At 49.0% G+C, this 20,238-nt stretch carries 22 protein-coding genes; 13 read left to right on the forward strand and 9 right to left on the reverse strand.

From position 1 onward, the window contains the following. Positions 1–39 precede the first annotated feature (39 nt). Positions 40–843, forward strand: coding sequence for a glycosyltransferase family 2 protein (locus IPL85_04375; protein ID QQS19487.1), 804 nt, complete (start codon positions 40–42; stop codon positions 841–843). Between the two features lie 14 nt (positions 844–857). On the opposite strand, the gene IPL85_04380 is transcribed toward IPL85_04375, so the two are convergent. The 5 genes from IPL85_04380 to IPL85_04400 are packed head-to-tail and all read right to left on the reverse strand — an operon-like array spanning position 858 to position 3,823. Then, positions 858–1,427, reverse strand: a complete 570-nt coding sequence (locus tag IPL85_04380; GenBank protein QQS19488.1) for a thermonuclease family protein — start codon at positions 1,425–1,427, stop codon at positions 858–860. 26 nt (positions 1,428–1,453) lie between these two features. Then, a complete protein-coding gene (locus tag IPL85_04385; GenBank protein QQS19489.1) occupies positions 1,454–2,452 on the reverse strand; it encodes a hypothetical protein in 999 nt (332 codons plus the stop codon). 6 nt (positions 2,453–2,458) lie between these two features. Then, positions 2,459–3,028, reverse strand: a complete 570-nt coding sequence (locus IPL85_04390; protein ID QQS19490.1) for a cob(I)yrinic acid a,c-diamide adenosyltransferase — start codon at positions 3,026–3,028, stop codon at positions 2,459–2,461. A 46-nt stretch (positions 3,029–3,074) separates the two neighbouring features. After that, on the reverse strand, positions 3,075–3,530 hold the full coding sequence (locus IPL85_04395; GenBank protein QQS19491.1) for a GNAT family N-acetyltransferase: 456 nt from the start codon (positions 3,528–3,530) through the stop codon (positions 3,075–3,077). Positions 3,531–3,580: 50 nt separating this feature from the next. Then, positions 3,581–3,823: a glutaredoxin family protein gene (locus tag IPL85_04400; protein ID QQS19492.1), complete on the reverse strand. Its 243-nt coding sequence runs from the start codon at positions 3,821–3,823 to the stop codon at positions 3,581–3,583. A gap of 308 nt (positions 3,824–4,131) precedes the next feature. Between IPL85_04400 and IPL85_04405 the strand changes: the two genes are divergently transcribed. Further along, on the forward strand, positions 4,132–4,755 hold the full coding sequence (locus IPL85_04405; protein ID QQS19493.1) for a hypothetical protein: 624 nt from the start codon (positions 4,132–4,134) through the stop codon (positions 4,753–4,755). Positions 4,756–4,771: 16 nt separating this feature from the next. Here IPL85_04405 and IPL85_04410 read toward each other — a convergent pair whose 3' ends face one another. Together IPL85_04410 and IPL85_04415 are read right to left on the reverse strand one after the other, a co-directional pair. After that, positions 4,772–5,296, reverse strand: coding sequence for a hypothetical protein (locus tag IPL85_04410; protein QQS20439.1), 525 nt, complete (start codon positions 5,294–5,296; stop codon positions 4,772–4,774). 1,178 nt (positions 5,297–6,474) lie between these two features. Then, complete coding sequence (locus tag IPL85_04415) at positions 6,475–7,605, reverse strand: IMP dehydrogenase (protein ID QQS19494.1); 1,131 nt, start codon at positions 7,603–7,605, stop codon at positions 6,475–6,477. Between the two features lie 290 nt (positions 7,606–7,895). On the opposite strand from IPL85_04415, the gene IPL85_04420 reads away from it, so the two are divergent. The 9 genes from IPL85_04420 (at position 7,896) to atpC (ending at position 14,782) form a co-directional block, all read left to right on the forward strand. Next, on the forward strand, positions 7,896–8,168 hold the full coding sequence (locus IPL85_04420; GenBank protein QQS19495.1) for an AtpZ/AtpI family protein: 273 nt from the start codon (positions 7,896–7,898) through the stop codon (positions 8,166–8,168). A 71-nt stretch (positions 8,169–8,239) separates the two neighbouring features. Further along, the gene (locus IPL85_04425) at positions 8,240–8,986 is read left to right on the forward strand and encodes a F0F1 ATP synthase subunit A (GenBank protein QQS20440.1); all 747 of its coding nucleotides are present in this window, start codon (positions 8,240–8,242) and stop codon (positions 8,984–8,986) included. A gap of 132 nt (positions 8,987–9,118) precedes the next feature. Further along, positions 9,119–9,328, forward strand: coding sequence for an ATP synthase F0 subunit C (locus IPL85_04430; protein ID QQS19496.1), 210 nt, complete (start codon positions 9,119–9,121; stop codon positions 9,326–9,328). A 38-nt stretch (positions 9,329–9,366) separates the two neighbouring features. Then, on the forward strand, positions 9,367–9,921 hold the full coding sequence (gene atpF, locus IPL85_04435; protein ID QQS19497.1) for a F0F1 ATP synthase subunit B: 555 nt from the start codon (positions 9,367–9,369) through the stop codon (positions 9,919–9,921). 97 nt (positions 9,922–10,018) lie between these two features. Continuing rightward, on the forward strand, positions 10,019–10,402 hold the full coding sequence (locus IPL85_04440; GenBank protein ID QQS19498.1) for a F0F1 ATP synthase subunit delta: 384 nt from the start codon (positions 10,019–10,021) through the stop codon (positions 10,400–10,402). Between the two features lie 14 nt (positions 10,403–10,416). Beyond that, positions 10,417–11,952 (forward strand): F0F1 ATP synthase subunit alpha, encoded by a 1,536-nt coding sequence (locus tag IPL85_04445; GenBank protein QQS19499.1) that lies wholly within the window; start codon positions 10,417–10,419, stop codon positions 11,950–11,952. 98 nt (positions 11,953–12,050) lie between these two features. After that, positions 12,051–12,920 (forward strand): ATP synthase F1 subunit gamma, encoded by an 870-nt coding sequence (gene atpG, locus IPL85_04450; GenBank protein QQS19500.1) that lies wholly within the window; start codon positions 12,051–12,053, stop codon positions 12,918–12,920. Positions 12,921–12,931: 11 nt separating this feature from the next. Continuing rightward, positions 12,932–14,305, forward strand: coding sequence for a F0F1 ATP synthase subunit beta (gene atpD, locus IPL85_04455; GenBank protein QQS19501.1), 1,374 nt, complete (start codon positions 12,932–12,934; stop codon positions 14,303–14,305). A 51-nt stretch (positions 14,306–14,356) separates the two neighbouring features. Beyond that, the gene (atpC, locus tag IPL85_04460) at positions 14,357–14,782 is read left to right on the forward strand and encodes an ATP synthase F1 subunit epsilon (GenBank protein QQS19502.1); all 426 of its coding nucleotides are present in this window, start codon (positions 14,357–14,359) and stop codon (positions 14,780–14,782) included. A gap of 233 nt (positions 14,783–15,015) precedes the next feature. On the opposite strand, the gene IPL85_04465 is transcribed toward atpC, so the two are convergent. Then, positions 15,016–15,291: a hypothetical protein gene (locus IPL85_04465; protein QQS19503.1), complete on the reverse strand. Its 276-nt coding sequence runs from the start codon at positions 15,289–15,291 to the stop codon at positions 15,016–15,018. Positions 15,292–15,425: 134 nt separating this feature from the next. Here IPL85_04465 and IPL85_04470 point away from each other — a divergent pair, with 134 nt between their 5' ends. Further along, complete coding sequence (locus IPL85_04470; protein ID QQS19504.1) at positions 15,426–16,619, forward strand: hypothetical protein; 1,194 nt, start codon at positions 15,426–15,428, stop codon at positions 16,617–16,619. A 91-nt stretch (positions 16,620–16,710) separates the two neighbouring features. After that, positions 16,711–17,484, forward strand: coding sequence for an aquaporin (locus IPL85_04475; GenBank protein QQS19505.1), 774 nt, complete (start codon positions 16,711–16,713; stop codon positions 17,482–17,484). 131 nt (positions 17,485–17,615) lie between these two features. Here the strand turns inward: IPL85_04475 and IPL85_04480 are convergent, their stop codons facing one another. Beyond that, on the reverse strand, positions 17,616–20,231 hold the full coding sequence (locus IPL85_04480; protein ID QQS19506.1) for an ATP-dependent helicase: 2,616 nt from the start codon (positions 20,229–20,231) through the stop codon (positions 17,616–17,618). Between the last annotated feature and the right edge of the window lie 7 nt (positions 20,232–20,238).

The following is a 20,238-nucleotide window of genomic DNA, read 5'->3' on the forward strand; positions in this document are numbered from 1 at the left end:
TTCCGTATTCCGTGTCGCAACACATGCTACCATTATACCGTGTCGAAACCACTAAACGTATCAGTTATCATTCCTGCTTACAACGAGGCACTATGCTTGGCAGCCTGTCTTGATGCCCTTGCCGTTCAAACGATTAAACCCTACGAAGTAATTGTCGTAGATAATGACTCGTCAGACGGCACGTTGGCTGTGGCTCAGAACTACCCGTTTGCCACTGTTATCCACGAAACTGAGCGCGGCCGTGTTTTTGCGCGTAATGCCGGGTTCCGAGCAGCCACTGGTGATGTTATTGCTCGTATAGATGCAGACGCCGTTGTGCCCCCAGAATGGGTTGCCTGGGTTACAGCGTTCTACGCTAAAGGAAACGCGGCCGTTGCATTAACTGGCGGGGCTCACTTTTACAACATGCAGCCAAGTGGGTTAATTAGCTGGGCATACAATTGGCTCATCTTTCGTTTCAACACTTTTTTAACTGGCCAACCAACCTTATGGGGGTCAAACATGGCACTTAGCAGTTCCATGTGGCAGAAAGTTGCTCAGGACGTTTGCCTCGATAATTTACTACACGAAGACCTTGACCTTGCGTTTCATGTGCGCTTGGCTGGTGGGAGCATATACTACGATGCGTCCTCGCGCGTGCGTGTTGAAATGCGCCGTGTGCATACCGAAAGAGAAGCATTGTGGGGCTACCTTCAAATGTGGCCGCGCACACTCCGCAGACATGGCTACAGAACGTGGCCTATCTGTTGGTTCGTTGGAGCGGCACTACTTTACGTTGCTTCGCCGCTTCCTGTTATATACGAAAACACTCTACGTATACTTCGAATAAAGAGGAGGGCATAGGTTAGGTGGCCTGCTTATTCGTCGCTGCTTTGCCACTGGCCTGTAGATAGCTGTGTCGGGCTACAATTGCCCCAAAGACCAGTTTTGGCTTGCTGGGCTTGTTCCATGGCGGAGTGAAACTCCTGGCTTTTGGCAAACGGAAAGGCGTAGGCAAATGCGTAGCCTTTCTGAACCAGCTCAAGGTTCAGATTGCTGCCGTCTACAAGGTAAACGTAACGAAGCAGGCGCTGGTAGCGGTCGCGGTTGGTCGTAAGGCTGTCGGCTACTAGGCGGATACGCTGCGTGCCAATCCGGTTTTTTGTATAGGCGGCGGCAGCTGGACCATAGCACTGTACCGGTGTGTTTTCTTTGTGTGTTTCCGGCGTGTCTATGCCTATAAACCGTATTTTTTCCTCTGTGCCATTCATGTCTACTAGCACGGTATCGCCATCGACAAATTGTTTTACTGCGTACGAACCTGGTTCCCACCGCATAAACTGCGCCGAATCAACCGGCTTCACCCACCCCTGCCAGTACATTATGCCCACAAATGCAATCAGCAGCACCGCAAATATCACGAAAGCTTTGTTTTGTTTTCGGCTCATAGACACTAAGTATAGCAAGGCTGGAACTAGGCGGCTAACGCCTGAGGAGGCTCATCAAGACCAAAGACATTAACATCGCGAGAGCTGATTGCGAAGGATACAATCTCTCCTTGTTCAACAGGGAATGTATCACCGTCCACGGAGCCAAGTATGGTTCTGCCGACACGGACAGCCCGGCTATGGCCGAGCTGTAGGACTTGGCCGTCAAGTGTACCATTTTGAATATCTCGTGTATAACGTAGCAGTTCGCGATGACTCGGTAGCTCAAAAGCGAAGCCGGCATCTCTTTCGAGTGAGACTTGGGGGAAAAATGCATGGTGGCCGATACGTGGAAGCCTTGCTATTGCAAAGCTTAGTACATTGCGCTCTTCAAGTTGCTCCTCGCCATCATGCTCTATAAGTTCTGACAAGGGGAAACGTCGGTTAAACAGGCTTCTGCCGACCAGTAGGGTTCGTTCATGTAAAAAGTTTCTAACAACGTCGTTATGATAGCCGGGAACAGAACGCAACGGTCCGTTTAAGAACTTAGCACCATTTGACATTAAGCCCAGTTCAGATAATCCGAAGGCTATCCGGCGGCTTCCGTCGGTGCGCATATCGATTGGCCGGATAGTTTTGACGCTTCCCTGCTCCAGTACCTCGTGAGGTAGCAGAATACGTCTTCCCTGTTTTTGTAAGTTTAAGGCGGCGTTGGTAGCGTTGCCTGCTTGAATCGCTACCAAAACGTGACTACTCCCCTCGACCGCCATAGCTGCTTGGTTGAACGTGGTGTCTCCGCCGACCGGAATGACAACATGTGTTTTGCCAGTATCTAGCCTGTCTTGTAGCATTTTGATAGTTTCGTTAATGGCGGCAGAGGTAGCGACAACGGCGGCAGCGGCAAAGAAGGGATGATTTTTAATCGCGTTCCCTACGTAGCCCAAGCCTTTTTTGGCACGAGTTGAGTGTGGGTTAACAAGAAATATTGGCGTACCGATGTCGCCAAACTGTTCAAGCTTATGATAAATTGTCGCCCTAGGTTTCATGCGCTGTTAGTAATCGATGCCCTTGTTGGCGAGAAATTTGTCATCGTAATGGTGTTTTAGTTTTGTCATATCGGTTACAATATCTGCATATTTTAGCAATGATTTTGGAAAATTGCGACCCGTAAGGCAGAGACTGGTTTTGGGGTCTCGCTTGGTTATAAGCTCGCGCAGTTGTTTTTCGGTGAGCAGGCCATCATGTACGGCGTTGTTTATTTCGTCACAGATAACGAGGTGAAACTTACCAGAGGTGGCAGACTCAAATGCGGTTAAATACGTTTCTGCTGCCGCCTGTTTATGCTGCTCTGGGGTGACATCTGAGGCACTAAGATCGCCGGCATTGTAAAACCCTTTGCCCCCTTTGTAAAATAGCAAATCATCACCGTATACTGGCAAAATATCGCGTATAAATGTATGCTCGCCCACGCCCCAGTACTTTATAAACTGCACGTAGGCTACCTTCCAGCGGTTACCTAGGGCGCGAACCATCAAACCAAGGGAAGCCGAAGTCTTGCCCTTCCCCTCACCGGTATACACCACCACTACAGATTCTTTGGTCTGAAAATCCTCAAAGGCCATACGCTAACTATAAGTGTCATTTCAACGCTTCGCAAGCAGACAACGGTTATATTTCTTTGGTATAAATACCAGCCTGGTTTTTTGTATAGCCATGTGAGATAAAGAATCTCCCAAGATCACCTAAACGAGTACTATCTTGATCGGGCGGAACTGCTATTAGATTTAGACCTTCTTCGGCAGTACTCTTTTCGGCCGCATAGAGCAACGCGCTTCCAAGCCCCTTTTCCTGATATCTCCAATCAACAGCAAGTGCAACAACTAGCCCGTGTGGTCTGTTAATTTCGTTATCACTCACATAGCGAAGGAATGATAGACCAACAAGGCGACGAGCATTACTGCCTTCATCTACAAATGCCCCAAAAGTTTCGCCTTCTTCCTCAGCATAAAGAGCATTTCGGTCAGTAGGAAAAATATAATTACCTAGTAACCCTAGGATTGTATCAGCCTGAGGTCTTAGATGGAGATGATCGCTAGAAAAATCCATACTAACGATTTCTGACATATACTTATTATATCACAAAATACTCTATTCAGCAGAAATATTATTGATGATTATGTTTTGAGAGCGGTGTCGATCTTTGGACGGTCGAACCCGACTATGATTGTTCCGTTTATGTCGAGTACGGGTATACCGGTTTGACCAGATTTTTGCATTGACTCTTCAGCGAACTCTCGCTTTTCATCGACGTTTTTTTCGGTGTATTTGACGCCGGAGCGGTCAAGGTACTGCTTGACGGCTTGGCAATAACCGCACCAGTCGGCGGAATAAACGGTTACTAGTGGTGTATCTGACATAGGGATCTCCTTCTTTACTATACAAAGTATAGTTTAAATTATCTTAGAAATCAAGCAATATGCATGATCTGATTAGTGCGTTGTAAATTTGCCGGGGAAAAGTCTGATAATAGAACAGAAAAATAGTGATAGAAAACTAACCTTTCTAGGCGTCGTCTGGCGTAATCGTCTCGAGTGAAATGGAGAGATTTGATCGCCATATCGGCTTCGCCGAAGATGACGGTGTCATGGTGCAATTTTTTGTGAATTGCAGGTGTGTCAAGATAAACAGCTAGACAAAAGAAAAAAACGTTATAGAATATAACATTATGAGTGCATTTGAAAAACAGCCGTGCATAGGGCTATTTGGTACTTGCGGTGATTCGACATTTCGCCAAGATCTATTCATACCTGAGTATGATAGGCTTGGTATACCTTACTTTAATCCTCAATTACCAGCAGGAACCTGGAGGCCGGAATGTTCAGCGGACGAGGCTGATCACTTGGCTTTCGACGTAGTTCAATGCTGGCCGGTTACTGGTGAAACTTATGGTGCCGGTTCGCTTACCGAGCAAGGTTATTCGATACTAGCAAGTCTTCGATCGGAGTCACCTTATCCGAAATTTGTCTTGCCTATGATTGAGCTTGAACTTAATCCATCGCTTGATGATGTTGTTGCAATGAATGAATCTATACGGGCCAGGAAACTGGCGGTGGCGCATATGGCACTGAACGCCTCCCCTAACGTATTCATGGTGACAAGCCTTGAGCAAATGCTAGAAACTAGCGTAACACTGTACGGTGTCGCGCAGCGCTTAGTCGAAGCAACGATAGCCTATAATCCAGCTTACAGACGGTATATTCAGGGTCGAAGGGAGCGTGAAGCGTACCGTGTTGCTATGGAAGCTGGTGTATTTGGGGAAAATGCTCAAATTATCGCAAACAGAAGTTAAGTACTCGTGCAAAAATCTATTCCCATTCGATGGTGCCGGGGGGTTTGCTGGTGATGTCGTAGACGATGCGGTTAATGCCGCGGACTTCGCTTACGATACGGCTGGAGATTTTTGCGAGGAGTTCGTGTGGTAGCTTTGCCCAGTCGGCCGTCATGCCGTCGCTACTGCTTACGGCGCGTACTGCACAGACTTGCTCGTAGGTGCGGCCGTCGCCCATGACGCCGACCGATTTGATAGGAAGCAGTACCGCAAAGAACTGCCACACCTTCTCACGGTTTTCGCACCGGCTGTCCTGCTTGTCAGCAGAGCTGCCAACGTTGCCAGCCTCATCGGCGTCTACGCGTTTTTCCGCTGCGGTATTCACTTCACTGTATTTAGATACAGTTTGTTCCGTTCCTCGTGGAGAAAACGCACATTCGCTCGATGTGCAAAGCGCGTGAGCCTCTTGACTTTGATAGTAGTCAATCTCTTCGCGTACAATGGCGTCGGCTTTTTGCAGCAGGGTGACACGCTCGGCCGTCACGTCACCAATGATTCGGATGGCGAGACCAGGTCCGGGAAACGGCTGTCGTTGTACCATTTTTTCTGGTAAACCAAGCTTGGCACCGAGCTCTCTTACTTCGTCTTTAAAAAGTTCGCGCAGGGGCTCAATGAGCTTGAGGTGCATTTTTTCAGGCAGGCCGCCTACATTATGGTGTGATTTTATAGTTACACTTGGGCCATTGACTGACACACTCTCAATAACGTCTGGGTACAGTGTGCCCTGTACAAGAAACTTGACCTCCTGGCCGATGGCTTTGGCTTCGCGCTCAAAAATGGCAATAAATTCTGCACCAATGATTTTGCGTTTTGTTTCTGGGTCATCGACATTTTTTAGTTTGTCGTAAAAATCTGTGGCAGCGCGGATGGGTTTAACATTGAGTCCAACGGATTTGTAGGCAGCAAGCACTTCTGAATATTCATTTTGCCGTAGTAAACCGGTATCTACAAATATGCAGGTTTGCTGCTTGCCAATCGCCTTATCTACCAGTGTTGCGGCAACAGACGAGTCGACGCCACCGGAAAGCGCACAGACGACTTTGGCGTCGCCAACCGTCGCACGAATGTTTGCAACGGCTTGGTCAATTATGGATCCCGCCGACCAATCGCGCTTAAACCCACAGAGGTCAAAAAACCGTCCCAGAATAATTTTGCCATGTTGGCTGTGCGCAACTTCTGGGTGAAACTGTAGCCCAAACAAGCCTAAAGCGGCGTCTTCCATGGCACAGATGATGTCGCCGCTTTTGGCGGTAACAGTAAAGCCTTCGGGAGCGACCGCAACATGATCGCCGTGGCTCATCCAGATAGTAGATCCATCCTCTTCCGCAGAAAAAAGCGAACTTTTTGCAGCGAGCTGAATATTTGCATTGCCATATTCCCGCGTTGTGCCTGGCTCAACCTTGCCACCAAGATTAAGTGCAAACAGCTGCATGCCGTAGCAAACGCCGAGAATCGGTACTTGCAGACTGAAAATGTCTGGGTTCAAGCCTGGTGCGTCTTTTTCATATACACTGTTGGGGCCGCCAGAAAGTACCACGCCTTTTGGTTGATATGCCTGTATTTCGTCGTAGCCGGCTCGAAAAGAAAGAATGACGCTGTATACGCCAAGTTCGCGCGCTTTTCGGGCAATAAGCTGTGTGTATTGACTGCCGTAATCAAGGATAACAAGTGTTTCCTGACTCACTGGTAATTACCGCCGTCGTTGGTAATGAATAGGTCGTGAGGGTGGCTCTCCGCCAGGGATGCTTGTGTGATTTGTACAAATTCTGCGCTTTCCCACAGCTCGGCGATAGTTTTTGCGCCAACGTAGTACATACCACTATATATGCCTCCCATCCACATATCTATGAAGGCTTTTACCGTGCTCTTGCAAGGGACTAGCCCTTCCACGCCTTCTGCAACCAGTACCTCGCCGGTGAAACTTTTGCCGTGGAATTCATCTTCCGAACTTATCTCGAGGCCTTTTTTCATAGCGCCAATCGAACCCATCCCGCGGTATGCCTTGAAGGCGTAATCGTCCGAACCATCCAGAATGCTCCGGAAACGAGACGGTACTTGGTCTGCTTTGATACGTGTGATTTCACCGGGAGATTCCTCGGTGGCGGCAAATAAGCTTCCCGTCATGATGGTTGATGCGCCTGCAGCCAGCGCCTTGACGACATCTCCGGAGTTTACGAGGCCGCCGTCAGCCACGACTGGCACGCCGGCTTTGAGCGCAACTGGCTTGATTTCGAGTAAGGCTGACAGCTGGGGTACACCCATACCGGAGACAATGCGGGTAGAACAGATGGCGCCAGGGCCCATGCCGACACGGAGCGCATCGGCACCAGCATCAATCAGCGCTTGGGCGCCGTCGGCCGTTGCAACATTTCCTGCCATGACCTCAACATCGTAGTGTGCTTTTATATATTTTACGGTTTCAATAACTTTCTTGGCGTAGCCGTGAGCAGAGTCAACCACTATGACGTCGACGCCTGCCGCTAGCAGCGCTCCTACTCGGGACTCATAGCCGGGGCTGCTTCCTACGGCGGCACCGACAATCTGGCCGGCGTCTTTGACGGCTTTGACCTCAGCAGCTTGCTGCGCAATGGTGAGATTACGGTGGATGATGCCTACCCCGCCCTGTTCGGCGAGTGCGATTGCGAGACGAGCTTCGGTAACTGTGTCCATTGGCGCAGACACAAAAGGCGCTTTGAGCGCCAATTTTTTTGTAAGTTTCGTTTCTAGGTTAATGTCTGCTCGGTCGAAACCGGAGTATCCCGGACGAAGGAGCACGTCGTTAAATGTGAGTGAAAGTGAAAATTGTTCCATGTCTCATTCTACCGCACTACAACTATCCTGCCAAGACTGTCTGTCACGCACATCGCATCAGCCAGCCTGCTCAGCCGGCAGAGCCGTCAAGCACTGCTGGCTTCTTTAATCTCCTGCACATTTTTCCCCTCCAGTACTCCCTCGCCGTACCGTAAGTACGGCTCCTTCCGTGCTTCGAGGAGAAAATGTGCATGAGTTCAAAGTGCGAAGTGCGTGTCTGTGAGAAATATTACAATATTGTGGTAGGAACTGTTTACAGCCTGTGGGGGCCTCTGTTACAATAAAACGCAATGGCGGAAACTCCTATAACCACGCCTGGTTCTGGCAAGGCGCGTTCCTCTAGTGTGACGAACGCTGTACTGCTGGATATGGCAGATACTACTTGGCGACTCTTTATTCCAACGGTCGGCCTGCTGCTAGTGGGTCGCCACTTTGATCTTAAATTTGGCACCAAGCCGTGGCTTATGCTGGTCGGTGTGGGTGTCGGCGCGCTCGTTGCGGCCGTGCTTATTCGCCGTCAAATGAAACCAGAAGATCAGGAAAGCGGAGGTGCCATAAAATGACACCTCATTTTTTTGCCTCTGAGAAGCTCAATATCGTCTTGCCGACAGAAGCTATTTTTCACATTGGCCCTATGCCTATTACAAACGCTATGCTGCTGGGCGGATTTAGCGTTGCCTTACTGCTCGGGATGTTTTTCTATACCGCTTCTATGGTAAAAAAAGGCCGCACAAATCGCTTTGTCGGACTGGTGCAGTGGGCATTTGAAGGGATGTACAAAGCAGTGTATGACATTGTGCCAGACCGCGTCATGGCGCGCAGCATTGCACCGCTGGCACTGACCATTTTCTTTACAGTACTCATTTCCTACTGGGCAGACATATTACCGGGTGTGGGTCATTCCGTGAGCTGGCACGGCGCTGAGCTGCTTCGCTCGTTGCCGACCGATTTGAACTTTACCATCGCACTAGCAATAACATCTATGGTCACCGTGCAGTACTACGCCGTGAAACAGCACGGCTTTATTGGCAATGCCAGGCGCTACCTGGTAAGCCCGCTCAAGAACCCAATCGGAGCTTTCGAGGGTTTTCTTGAACTGATCGGCGAATTCTCACGACTGATTGCGCTTAGTTTGCGACTATTTGGTAATGCCTTCGCAGGCGCTGCTTTGCTGGCGATTGTCGCCGGGCTGGCTTCATATGCCGCTTCGGCAGTCCTGCCGTTTTTCATGGCATTTGAGCTGTTTATCGGCTTTATTCAGGCCTATGTGTTTTATGTTTTGACGCTTATTTTTGCTAGCCTTGCCACCGCCAGCCATGGTGGCTCACATGATTCTGCTCATGACTCGGTAAACCAAAGAGAGGTAGCTACCGCGCAATGAGGTAAAAACAGGTGTCATCCTGAGCGAAGTCGAAGTATTTTCCAAAGTTAAATAACAGAGAAGATTCTTCCATTTCGGTCGGAATGACAGAAACCATATACAATCAACCAAGTTAAATAAGGAGAAATATCAATGGAAAATCTAGCATTTGCACTTGCCTACGCGCTTCCAGCTCTTGGAGCAGCGATGGGTGTGGGACTTATCGGTAAGGGTGCATTGGGTGCGGCTGGCCGCAATCCAGAAAAAATTGGTGAGTTGCGCACACTCATGATTACCGCCATCGTCTTTGCCGACTCACTGGCCATCATAGGTATCATTGTGGGCTTTTTGGCGAAGGGTTAGGGGTTGAACGTTAGACGTTTGACGTTAGGAAAAACCAAGTGATACATACATTATTTACACAATTTGCAAGTGAAGTGGCGCAGGCAGAAGAAGCGACGAATCCAGTGAAAGCACTCGGCATTGACGTTAAGCTACTCGTTTTCCAAATAATAGCCTTTGCGCTGCTGACATGGTTGCTCAGCAAGTACGTTTTTCCAGTGCTTATGAAAGCGGTCGACGAGCGGCAGAAGCGAATTGACGAAGGCAACGTCGCTGCCGCAGAGGCAGCAAAGCAAGCCGCTGCTACTGAAGAGAAAATGACGGTAATTTTGAAAAAGGCTCGCGCCGAAGCTTCAGATATTGTGGCAACGGCTAAAGCTGAGGCGTCTGGGATGCTGACGAAGAGTGAAGAAAAGTCGAAGGTACAGGCTGAGCGTATTGTCGCTGCCGCACACGAGTCGATTGAAAAAGACGTATTAGCCGCCAAAAAAGCGCTTCACAATGAAACGATAGAGCTGGTTGCGCTTGCGACTGAAAAAGTTGTTGGTAAAACCGTGACTGATCAAGTTGACAAGAAAATCATTAGCGAATCTCTCAAAGAGGTAAACAAGTGAGAGTCAACGCTCAAAAGTCAGTAGCCGAGGGGCAGTTGTCAACGTGCCAAGCACATGACTTACGTTTCGTGACTCTAGAAATTCGGAGTGTCTGCTGATGCAAGCAAGACTGAGCCGCCGCAAGATAGCTACCTATGTGGCTTCACAGGCACAAAATGGCGTGGTACCGGAGCATGTCGTAGAGGAGGTTGCTGCCTACCTTATGGAATCGCGCCGTGTGCGCGAGCTGCCACTGGTTGTAAGGGCTATCGAAGATGCCCTGGCAGACCGCGGTGTTGTGGTAGCAACTATCACTTCGGCTCGCCCGCTGGATGATGCCCTCCGCGCAGCAGTTCGAGAGCAAACTGGCGGTACAGAAGTACACCTTCGTGAAATAATTGACCCTCGTGTGTTAGGCGGAATACGCTTGCAAACACCTGATGCGTCATATGATGGAACAGTGCAAAATAAACTACAGGCCTTACGCGCCGTGAAACTATAGGAAGGAAGACAACAGTGGCAGACATAGCAGTGACAGAAGTATCAAAAGGTCTCCGAGACGCCATTGCGCGTTTGGAGAGTGGTGAAAATATGGAATCGACCGGCGTGGTGACTCGCGTGGGTGACGGTGTGGCGTGGGTGCATGGCTTGCGCGACGCTGGGTACGCCGAAGTGCTGGAAATTCAGACCAAAAACGGTGTTGTTGAGGCTTTTGCGCTCAACCTTATGGAAGATGAAATTGGCGCAGTTTTGCTTGGTAGCGACAAAAATGTTGTCGCAGGCAGTGCGGTGAAATTGAAAGGCACAGTGCTGGAGGTTCCAGTTGGGCCAGAGCTGCTTGGCCGCGTGGTGAATCCGCTTGGTCAGCCAATGGACGGTGGACCGGCCATAAAGGCTAAAGAAACTGGTCGCGTCGAGCGCGCGGCTATTGGAGTAATGGGCCGCAAAGGTGTCCACGAGCCACTGATGACGGGAGTTATGTCTATAGATGCTATGTTCCCGATTGGTCGCGGACAGCGCGAGCTTATCATTGGTGACCGTCAAACTGGTAAAACGGCTATTACACTTGACACCATGATTAACCAAGGAAAGCAGAAGACTGGTGTGGTCAACATTTACGTTGCTGTTGGCCAAAAACTTTCCAAAGTTGCTCGGCTTGTGGAGCGGCTGAAGCAAGAAGGCGTTATGGATCAAACCATTGTGGTGGCAACAAGTCCAAGTGACCCTGCCTCTCTGCTGTATCTTGCCCCGTACGCTGGCGCCGCCATGGGCGAATGGTTCCGTGATAACGCCAAGCACGCCCTCATCATTTACGATGACCTTACAAAACACGCCGTTGCTTACCGCCAGATGTCCTTGCTCCTGCGCCGCCCACCGGGTCGCGAAGCCTTTCCTGGGGATGTGTTTTACTTGCATTCACGCCTACTCGAACGTGCGGCTAAGCTCAATGATGATTTGGGCGCCGGTTCGCTAACAGCCTTGCCTATTATTGAAACGCAAGCCGGTGATATTTCTGCGTATATTCCAACTAATGTTATTTCCATCACTGACGGTCAGATTTTCATGGAAACGGATCTCTTCTATCAGGGTATACGGCCGGCAATATCGGCAGGACTTTCAGTGTCACGCGTTGGTGGTGCAGCCCAGACAAAAGCGGTTAAATCGGTTGCGGGTGGTCTAAAACTTGGCCTCAGCCAGTTCCGCGAGCTTGCAGCTTTTGCCCAGTTTGGTTCAGACCTCGACGATGCCACGAAAAAACAGATTGAACGCGGCCAACGCCTGACAGAGTTGCTCAAGCAGCCACAGTACAGCCCACTTGGCATATGGGAACAAGTTGCCTCCATTTTTGCTGTCAACGAAGGTCATTTTGACCGCGTGCCCCGCGAGAAAATCAAAGATGCCCAAGCTGCTTTGCTAGCCAAGCTCGCTAAAGAACATGGCAAAGAAATGGACGCCTTAAACACAGGGGCTGAAAAAGTTGAGTCTAGTGGCCCAACCGGAAAGCTTTTGGCGAAAGTTGCCGATGCAGCCGCGAAAGGGTTTGAGGGCTAGCATGAATCATGAATCTGGAATCATGAACTGGGTACGTGAGACTGTCATTCGCAGTGCGGCTAGTTTGTACTTCTTGATTCCGCGACGGGTGGTTACCAATGGCTAGTACACGGCAGCTTAAAGGGCGGATTCGCTCTGTCAAGAGTACCAAGCAGATTACTAAAGCCATGCAGATGGTGGCGGCGAGTAAAATGCGCCGAGCGCAAGATGCCACAAAGGCTTCGACACCATACTCTCGAGTTGCCAATGAAATTTTGACACACCTTGCCAATCAAGGTGCGACCAAAGACCATCCGCTGTTTACTGAACGCCAAGTTAGAAACCGTTTGTATATTGTGGTCACGAGCGACAAAGGGCTGGCTGGAGCGTATAACGCAAATGTGCTGAAAGCCTATTTGTCAGAACTGCGCCGAGATGAAGCACAAAACCACAATAGTCATACGATTGCAGTTGGCCGTAAAGCATCGCAATTTGTTGCTCGCTTAAAAGGAGCTTCCCTGCTTGGCTCGTACGACAATTTGTCCGACCAGCCGTCTGGCTCTGAAATCTCAGCAATAATTACTCAGGCATATGACGCTTTTGTCAGTGGCCGAGTGGATGCCATTGACCTAATATATACAGAGTTCGTCAGCAGCATGACACAAACCCCGCGCATGCACCGTATTTTACCGGCCGGCTGGACGCCCACCGAAGTACGTCAGTCACTGCAAGATGCTGTCTATGAGCCAAGTAGCGAAGTTGTGCTCGAAAGCGTTGTGCGCCGCCTAGTTGAGGCGCAGCTATACCAGGCGCTACTTGACGCGCGAGCTTCCGAACACAGCATGCGTATGCTCGCTATGAAAAACGCAACTGACAATGCGAGTGAGCTAGTCGATGATTTAACACTTGAAATGAATAAGGCCCGTCAGGCGGCCATAACCCAGGAATTGGCGGAAATATCCGGCGGTGCCGAAGCGATGAAAGGATAAGGAGAATATTGATGAGTAATACTAACGGAAAAGTAATTCAGGTGGTCGGCGTTGTTGTAGACGTAGAGTTTGAGGGTAATGAGCTACCAAACATTTATGACGCACTTGAAATCAAGCACGCAAATGAAATCTTAACGCTCGAAGTTGCGCAGCATCTAGACGAACACACCGTTCGGGCTGTTTCTATGCAAAGTACGGACGGCCTAAGGCGCGGTGAAACGGTTACCTCCACTGGAACACCGATATCTGTTCCGGTTGGCGAAGAAACGCAAGGTCGCATGTTTAATGTCGTTGGTGACCCCATAGACAGCTTGCCAGCGCCAAAGGGCAAGCGTGCGCCGATACACCGTGAACCGCCAAGCTTAGACGAGCAGAGTAGCAAGACAGAAATATTGGAAACCGGCATTAAGGTGATTGACCTGATTGCGCCAATTGCTAAAGGCGGTAAGGTCGGTCTTTTTGGAGGCGCCGGCGTGGGCAAGACCGTGCTTATACAAGAGCTTATCAATAACATTGCGAAGTTCCACAGTGGTAACTCAGTGTTTGCTGGTGTCGGTGAGCGTACTCGTGAAGGTAACGATCTTTACCACGAAATGAAAGATGCAGGTGTGCTTGATAAAACGAGTATGGTGTTTGGTCAAATGAACGAACCACCTGGGGCGCGCCTTCGGGTGGCACTAAGTGGTTTAACCATGGCAGAAAGTTTCCGCGACCAGGGTAAGGATGTCCTATTGTTTGTCGACAACATTTTCCGCTTTACGCAGGCCGGTAGCGAGGTGTCTGCTTTGCTTGGTCGTCTGCCCTCCGCCGTTGGTTACCAGCCGAACCTGCAGCAAGAAATGGGTGCTCTCCAGGAGCGAATTACGTCGACCAAAAAAGGATCGATCACCTCTATCCAGGCAGTTTATGTCCCCGCAGACGACTTAACCGACCCGGCTCCAGCGACAACATTTGCTCACCTAGACTCAACTATTGTGCTCAACCGTGGGCTGACTGAGATCGGTATTTACCCTGCTGTTGACCCGCTGGACAGTAACTCGACCATTTTGGATCCAGAAATTGTTGGCCAAGAACACTACGAGGTTGCTCGTGAGGTTCAGCGCGTATTGCAACAGTATAAGGAGCTACAGGACATTATTGCCATTCTTGGTATGGAAGAGCTTAGTGACGACCAGAAGCTTATTGTTAACCGCGCTCGTCGCCTGCAGCGTTTTATGGCTCAGCCATTTTTTGTCGCTGAGAAATTCACCGGCAACCCTGGCGTCTTCATTAAGGTTGAGGACACTGTAAAAGACTGCCGCGACATTCTTTCGGGCAAATACGACGATAAACCAGAGAGCTGGTTCTACATGGCCGGCGGCCCATTAAGCAGTAAAAAGGACTAGTCGCATGCTACAAGCTACATGCTACAAGCTACTACGTGAACGGAGTGAACGATGAAACTACGTTTAGTCACTTTAACTGGAACAAAAGTAGATGAAGACGTTTACGAAGTGATGCTGCCGACAGCTGCCGGAGATATTGCGGTTTTTCCTGACCATGAGCCCCTTGTCACGGTTGCGGTGCCCGGTGTTATTTCTGTGCGCCGCAAAGCGACAGACAGTGATGACTTGTTGGAGGTTTACGCGGTTACGGGCGGTGTTATAGAAATTGACGGCAAAATTGTCAATGTTCTTGTAGATGACGCTGACCATAGTTCTGAGATTACCGAAGCAGAAGCCAAAGAAGCGCTAGAGCGTGCTCTCAAACTTCAAGCATCGGCAACAAATCAGGTAGAACTTGAAAAAGCCCATCAGCTGGTTGACCGCCACCTGGTTCGGCTCAAAGTTGCCGACCTCCATCGCCGCCACCGCCGCGGCTAGATGAGCGGATGCTAATATTTTATTACAGCAACTCTGTAAGTGATGAGTTCAGTCATGCCATTTGATGAGTGGCAAGCAACGTGGATCGATCCGGGGGATGCGTTGAGTTTGGTTCAGTACTCTGTGGGGGGATGGGATTGATCGAAGTATTGCACAAGAAATAAGCGTAAGCCTATGACTGCCCTGCCTGCTAAGCTATACAGATGTAGCAGCTACGGCAGGTATGCTAAACCTTAGTGCTCCACAAATATTGCTTCAACCTGTGCTACGGCTGCTTCCGCCCGTATTACTGCTATTGCTACCGCAGCGCCAGTCATGAATGCAGCCTCAGGGCTGAGGTAGCCACTGTTTGGTTGTTGATATAACGATCTGGCAGTTTTTTGAAGAGCTTGTAATACTGGGGGCGGTAGGCTCCGTAAAGTTTGCTCCATAAATGCAGCGTCACCCACTAAACCGCATCTTAAAACGGTGTCTGCACCAGGTGCTCTATCTTTACCTGATTCCATCATAATTCTTACTATAACTGTTATGTGTTTTGGTGCCAGTGATTATTCTTACTGCACGGCATATTTACATATATAGACAAAAGTTTGTCAACGAGGTACCATAGGTGGAGTTTTTGTGATATATATTACATGTAAACATGACAAAACAACCATCTAGCACTAAACAAACTAAACCCCCTGTAGAAAATTGGGGTGATACTTCAATGCCACCTCGCGAAACGGTGACTGATACTACTGTGTATATTATTGGCTCAGCTGCGCTTGGTTCTAACAACATTAACGGAGAAATAAATGACATGAAAGATTATCTAGTTAAAGAAATTCCTCCAATGGGTTTTGGCGCTAAAGACGCAAAGATAAGTTATACCAAGCAAAAAGCTGAAAAACGGCTTAGTGATGAAGTAGAGAGCATCGCAGTAGGTATTATTGAGAGCGGTTTTTGTATGGCTAAAATCACCGACAAAGACGATGGTTGTATGGACGGCCGAGGTGCCGTGTGGGCGACGTTTGCAAATGCGGCTGGTAAATTTGTCAAAAAATGGACGAAAGCGGGCGAGCATTTGCGAGCAAAAATAGCTGGTGCGGGCTATCTGACAGCACTCTCTATGAAAAATGCTCTAGACAGCCATGTTAAGAGTGTCGATGAAGAGATTACAGAAGTGGCAGAGAAGCTTATGGGGGAAGGAGTCATTTGCGGAACCCACATAGGAGATCATCAAAGTGATGAACTAACTGATTGTGGTGCAAATGATAATCTCGAAAAGATATTTAAGAACGGTATCGATTACTTTGGTAATATTACTAATGTAATACAGAAAATATATACGCATGTAGGTTTGGCATACGACGAATCGGCTGCTACTAGAGTTAAAGCCGGCTGGGCAGGCACTGTGGAACATGAAAGCTATTTTAAAGGCAGCAACGGTGTCACTCGCTACAAAAGAATTATGGATTATATAGCAACGCAACAAAAAAAGATTGGCGCTGACTATCCCATATCAACAAGCAAACATCTCAGGGGCGGACACAATGAAGCATTTGTTGTGTTAAACTTTTGCGAAGGTAAAAGCTTCTCTCAACCAGCGTTTAAAAAACAGCTACAGGAGCTACAGGATCAATTTCCAAACATATCAGAAGCTGAACTTCCCCAAGTATTTGTTGTTGATGTGCCGCGCATAGTGTTGCTTGCACGGACAATGGCAAAAGGTCGCAAAGACAGCGATCGAGCATTTGACATTGCGCTCTTTGCAGGGGTTGCGTTTCAATTTGCGACCGCTGCAACCTTGACTGACGGAAGCCTCAGGACGTTTCTTGTTACAGAAAAATCTTAGCGAATCTCTGTATTGAAGAACGTGACTCTTTACAAAAGCGGGATATCTCTGTAAGCTTGAAGTATCACAAATAAGTGGAGGAATAATAACTATGTTTCGTAAAAACAAACTCGCGATGCTCGTGAGTGAATTTTTGGGCACCGCCGTACTAGCCCTGGCTGTACTAGCAGTGACCCATTCACAACTAAGCTATCCGTATTTCGTCGCAACCGCAGCCGGTTTGTCACTGACGCTGCTGGTGGTAGCACTCGCCGGTATTTCTGGTGCAGTGTTTAACCCGGCACTCACCATTGGGTTATGGACAGTACGCAAGCTACGTACATTGCAAGCGCTTAGCTACATTGCAGCACAGTTTGCCGGTGCAGCAGCTGCATGGTACCTTTTCGTTTACTTTACCGACCTAGGTGAAGCGAAAAACCAAGGCACGTACAGCGCAAAATTGCTTGTCGCGGAAGTGCTGGGAACGTTTGTGTTCTCCTTTGTAATGGCGGCTGCAATCTATCAAAAGCTCAACCTCGGTCTCAAGGCATTTATGATTGGTGGCGGTTTAACGGCTGGTGCGCTCATTGCATCACTTGGTTCTATGGGTCTTCTAAATCCAGCAGTTGCTTTCAGTATCCACCAGTTTGGCTGGGGTACCTATGTGCTTGGCCCAGTGCTTGGCGCGGTTATTGGTTTTAACCTATACAACCTGCTTTTTGTAGAAACAGAAGTTGCTGAAGCAGAAGAAGCAAAGGCCGAAGCTGCAGAAGATCGTAAGGCAAATCGTTCGGCGGTAAAAACAGTTTCTGCTCAGCGTGCTGCTGCTAAAAAAACGACAGCTCGCAAGGCACCCGTCAAACGAAAGACGGTCGCAAAGAAATAATCAAATAGTATTTAATGCATAAAAAACCGCCCATAACGAGCGGTTTTTTAGTACGGTGTAGCCTTTTCGACGTAATAGATAAAAGTAACTCAGGGCTGCTCCAATATGAGTCTGAGGGGATGCGAAAGTTCTTACTGAGGTCTCGAGTCAATAAGCCAATTTTCAAATGCTGTCATGTCTTTCATGGAGTCGCCGTAGGCGGTTGTGTCAGGCAGATTGAGCGTTTGTACGCAGTGCCACATTGCAGCTAGGAGTTGTTTTGTTCGCTCAACCTCTTGACTGGTAAACGTGACGGCTTTTTGCATTATCTTTCCGTCGCTGCCTGGCTCGACAAACACAAGCCTCCCCTGCTCTACTGAGAAGCCGCGGTAGCTATGTGACCCTTCGACAAGCAGTTTGTAGCAGTAGAGTTGTAGTGTGTAACGGTGTAGCTTGGTAGGGTCTGTGCCGAGATGACCGGTTTTATAATCAACGACGGTGATTGTTTTGTTGGTTTTGTCAATTTCGAGCAAATCAATCTTACCCCCCAGGTGCACATTTCCGACCATGACTCCCTCATCTCGGAAAGATTTCTCGGCGACGTTTCCAGCATGAAAATCTTTTTCATGCTGCTTATAAAACGCTCGTAGCGTATGGTCGGCTCTGTCAGACTGCACCACTAGTTGCTCTGCACTCAGACTGGCCTGACTCAAGTATTTTTTGGCATGCTGGACCGCAGTGGTTTGTCCAGGTAGCTTGCCGCCAAGGTTCAGCTCATTTTGCATCCATTGCAGCGTTTCGTGTATGGCGTTGCCAAAACTGGCATCGATGCTCGGTGCGCTCGGGAATCTTAAAATAGTGCTGAGCAGGAAACTTTCTGGACCGCCGTATTTGAGGTCAAGAAAGTGCGTTAAGTGAGTGGGGCTGAGCTGGTACCGCTTCAACCGCTCCGCGAGTAGCTCGCTGAGTGGCGCTGCAGCGTTGTAGTGTCGTTGCTGCCAGTTCATAGACAAAGCCTCTAGGCTCGGCTGCTCGATGTCGTCATATATAACGAGTTGGTTATCAGGCGGTAATATTTGTATCAGCTTATTCTGGTTTTCACTGACTGCTTCATTGAAATACTTGACTGCGTCAGTCGCCCGTCCGCTAAACGTGTATTCGTGGCTGGTTAGGTGTAGCCCGTACCTTGCACGGGTGACGGCAACATACAGCAGGCGCAGCCGTTCGTCGTTGGTACTGCCGGCGTGACGAATCGGTGCCAAATTGGCTGGAAGCGTCAGTTTGTTGCCCGTACCCGTTGCCTTGCTGCCCCAAACACCGTTGTCGCAGGCAATTAGAAAGACGTGGTCAAACTCAAGCCCTTTTGCCTTATATACAGTCATAAGTTGTACGGCGTCGGAAGATTGGTTGTATGGACTGGTATTTAGCATTGGTTGCTCGGCAGTCTCGTAAGCTGCGACAAACATAAGTAAATCAGCAAGTTTTAGTTCTTGGCCTTCTCCGGTTTGATGTTCGCGCAGACGAGCGCGCAGTACAGTCAGTTGTGTTACAGTCTCGTACAGCACTGTTTCGCCGCGGGTTTTGAAGTAGTATTCGCGAAGCGGGCTGCGTACACTTGGCAGCTCGCGGTCATGCGTTGAAACATCGGTTGTTCCGATAAGGGCATCCAGCAGGTACTCAACTGATTCGGTTTCCACTTTGCCGGCGAGCGTCAGTAGTAGCAAGGCGGCATGCTTAAACTCAGGACTTTTTAACAGTAGCTCACTCCAGGTTTTTTGTTCCTTACCTACCTGCCAAGACATTTGCCAAATGTCGGAGGTTGAGAAATCCCAAAAATCGTAGCTCAGTACTTCCGGCCAAAGGCTGTCGACTCGGGCGTGATTACCTTCGCGGAGAGCTAGGATGAGTTTGCTCATGGTAAGAAGCTCACGGACAACTGGCGCACTTAGAATATTCTCGCGCTTTTCGTAACTCACTGCCAGTTCGCGACTTTGCAAGTAAGGTACGAGTGGCTCTAGATACTTGTGTTTTGGAGCCAGTACGGCAATTTGCGACCGTTTAACCCCCTGCTGAACTAGCTGGGCAATTTGATCTGCTACTGCTGTTCGTTCTGCTACGGCGCTTCGGTATGCATGCCGCGACAGCGATGCTTCAGGCAGCGCAGAGTTAGCCGCGAGGATGTGCTTTGTGACACCCTCAAAATGATGATGAAGGCGGGCTTCAATTTGCTCAGCGATATTTGAAGCAGTACTTATAATTTTCACCTGGGATCGATAATTTTCCTCTAGCGAAATTACCTGGACGTCACGGAAAGCATGATAAAAATCTAGCATGTTGCTGTACTCAGCTCCCTGAAACGCGTAGATTGCTTGGTCATCATCACCGACCGCCAACACATTTGGCTTGCCTTCGTGCGCGGGGTTGCTAGTTAGCAGCCGCACGAGTTTAAACTGCGCCGCATTAGTGTCTTGGAACTCATCGAGCAAAATAAATTGGTACTGTTCTTGAAGTGTGAAGCGTAAATCATCATTGTTTTCGAGCACGTTTATTGCCTGCAAAATCATATCGTCAAAGTCGTAAAGCCCTTTATTACTCAACCGCGCCTGGTATTGCTCAAGTACATCTGCGAGCGCAATAATACGTTTTGCTTCCAGCTCGCCCGCTATTTTGAACTGATTCTCGGTGTCTTTTACGAGCCATTTGTTTTTCCAGGCAGTCAGGGGTTTGGTCGAGTTGTCGTCATCGGCTTGCTCTAGCGCCCGCAGCAAATCAGAT

It is taken from the genome of Candidatus Saccharibacteria bacterium, assembly GCA_016699955.1.
In the GTDB taxonomy this organism is placed as follows: Bacteria; Patescibacteriota; Saccharimonadia; order Saccharimonadales; family UBA4665; genus JAGXIT01.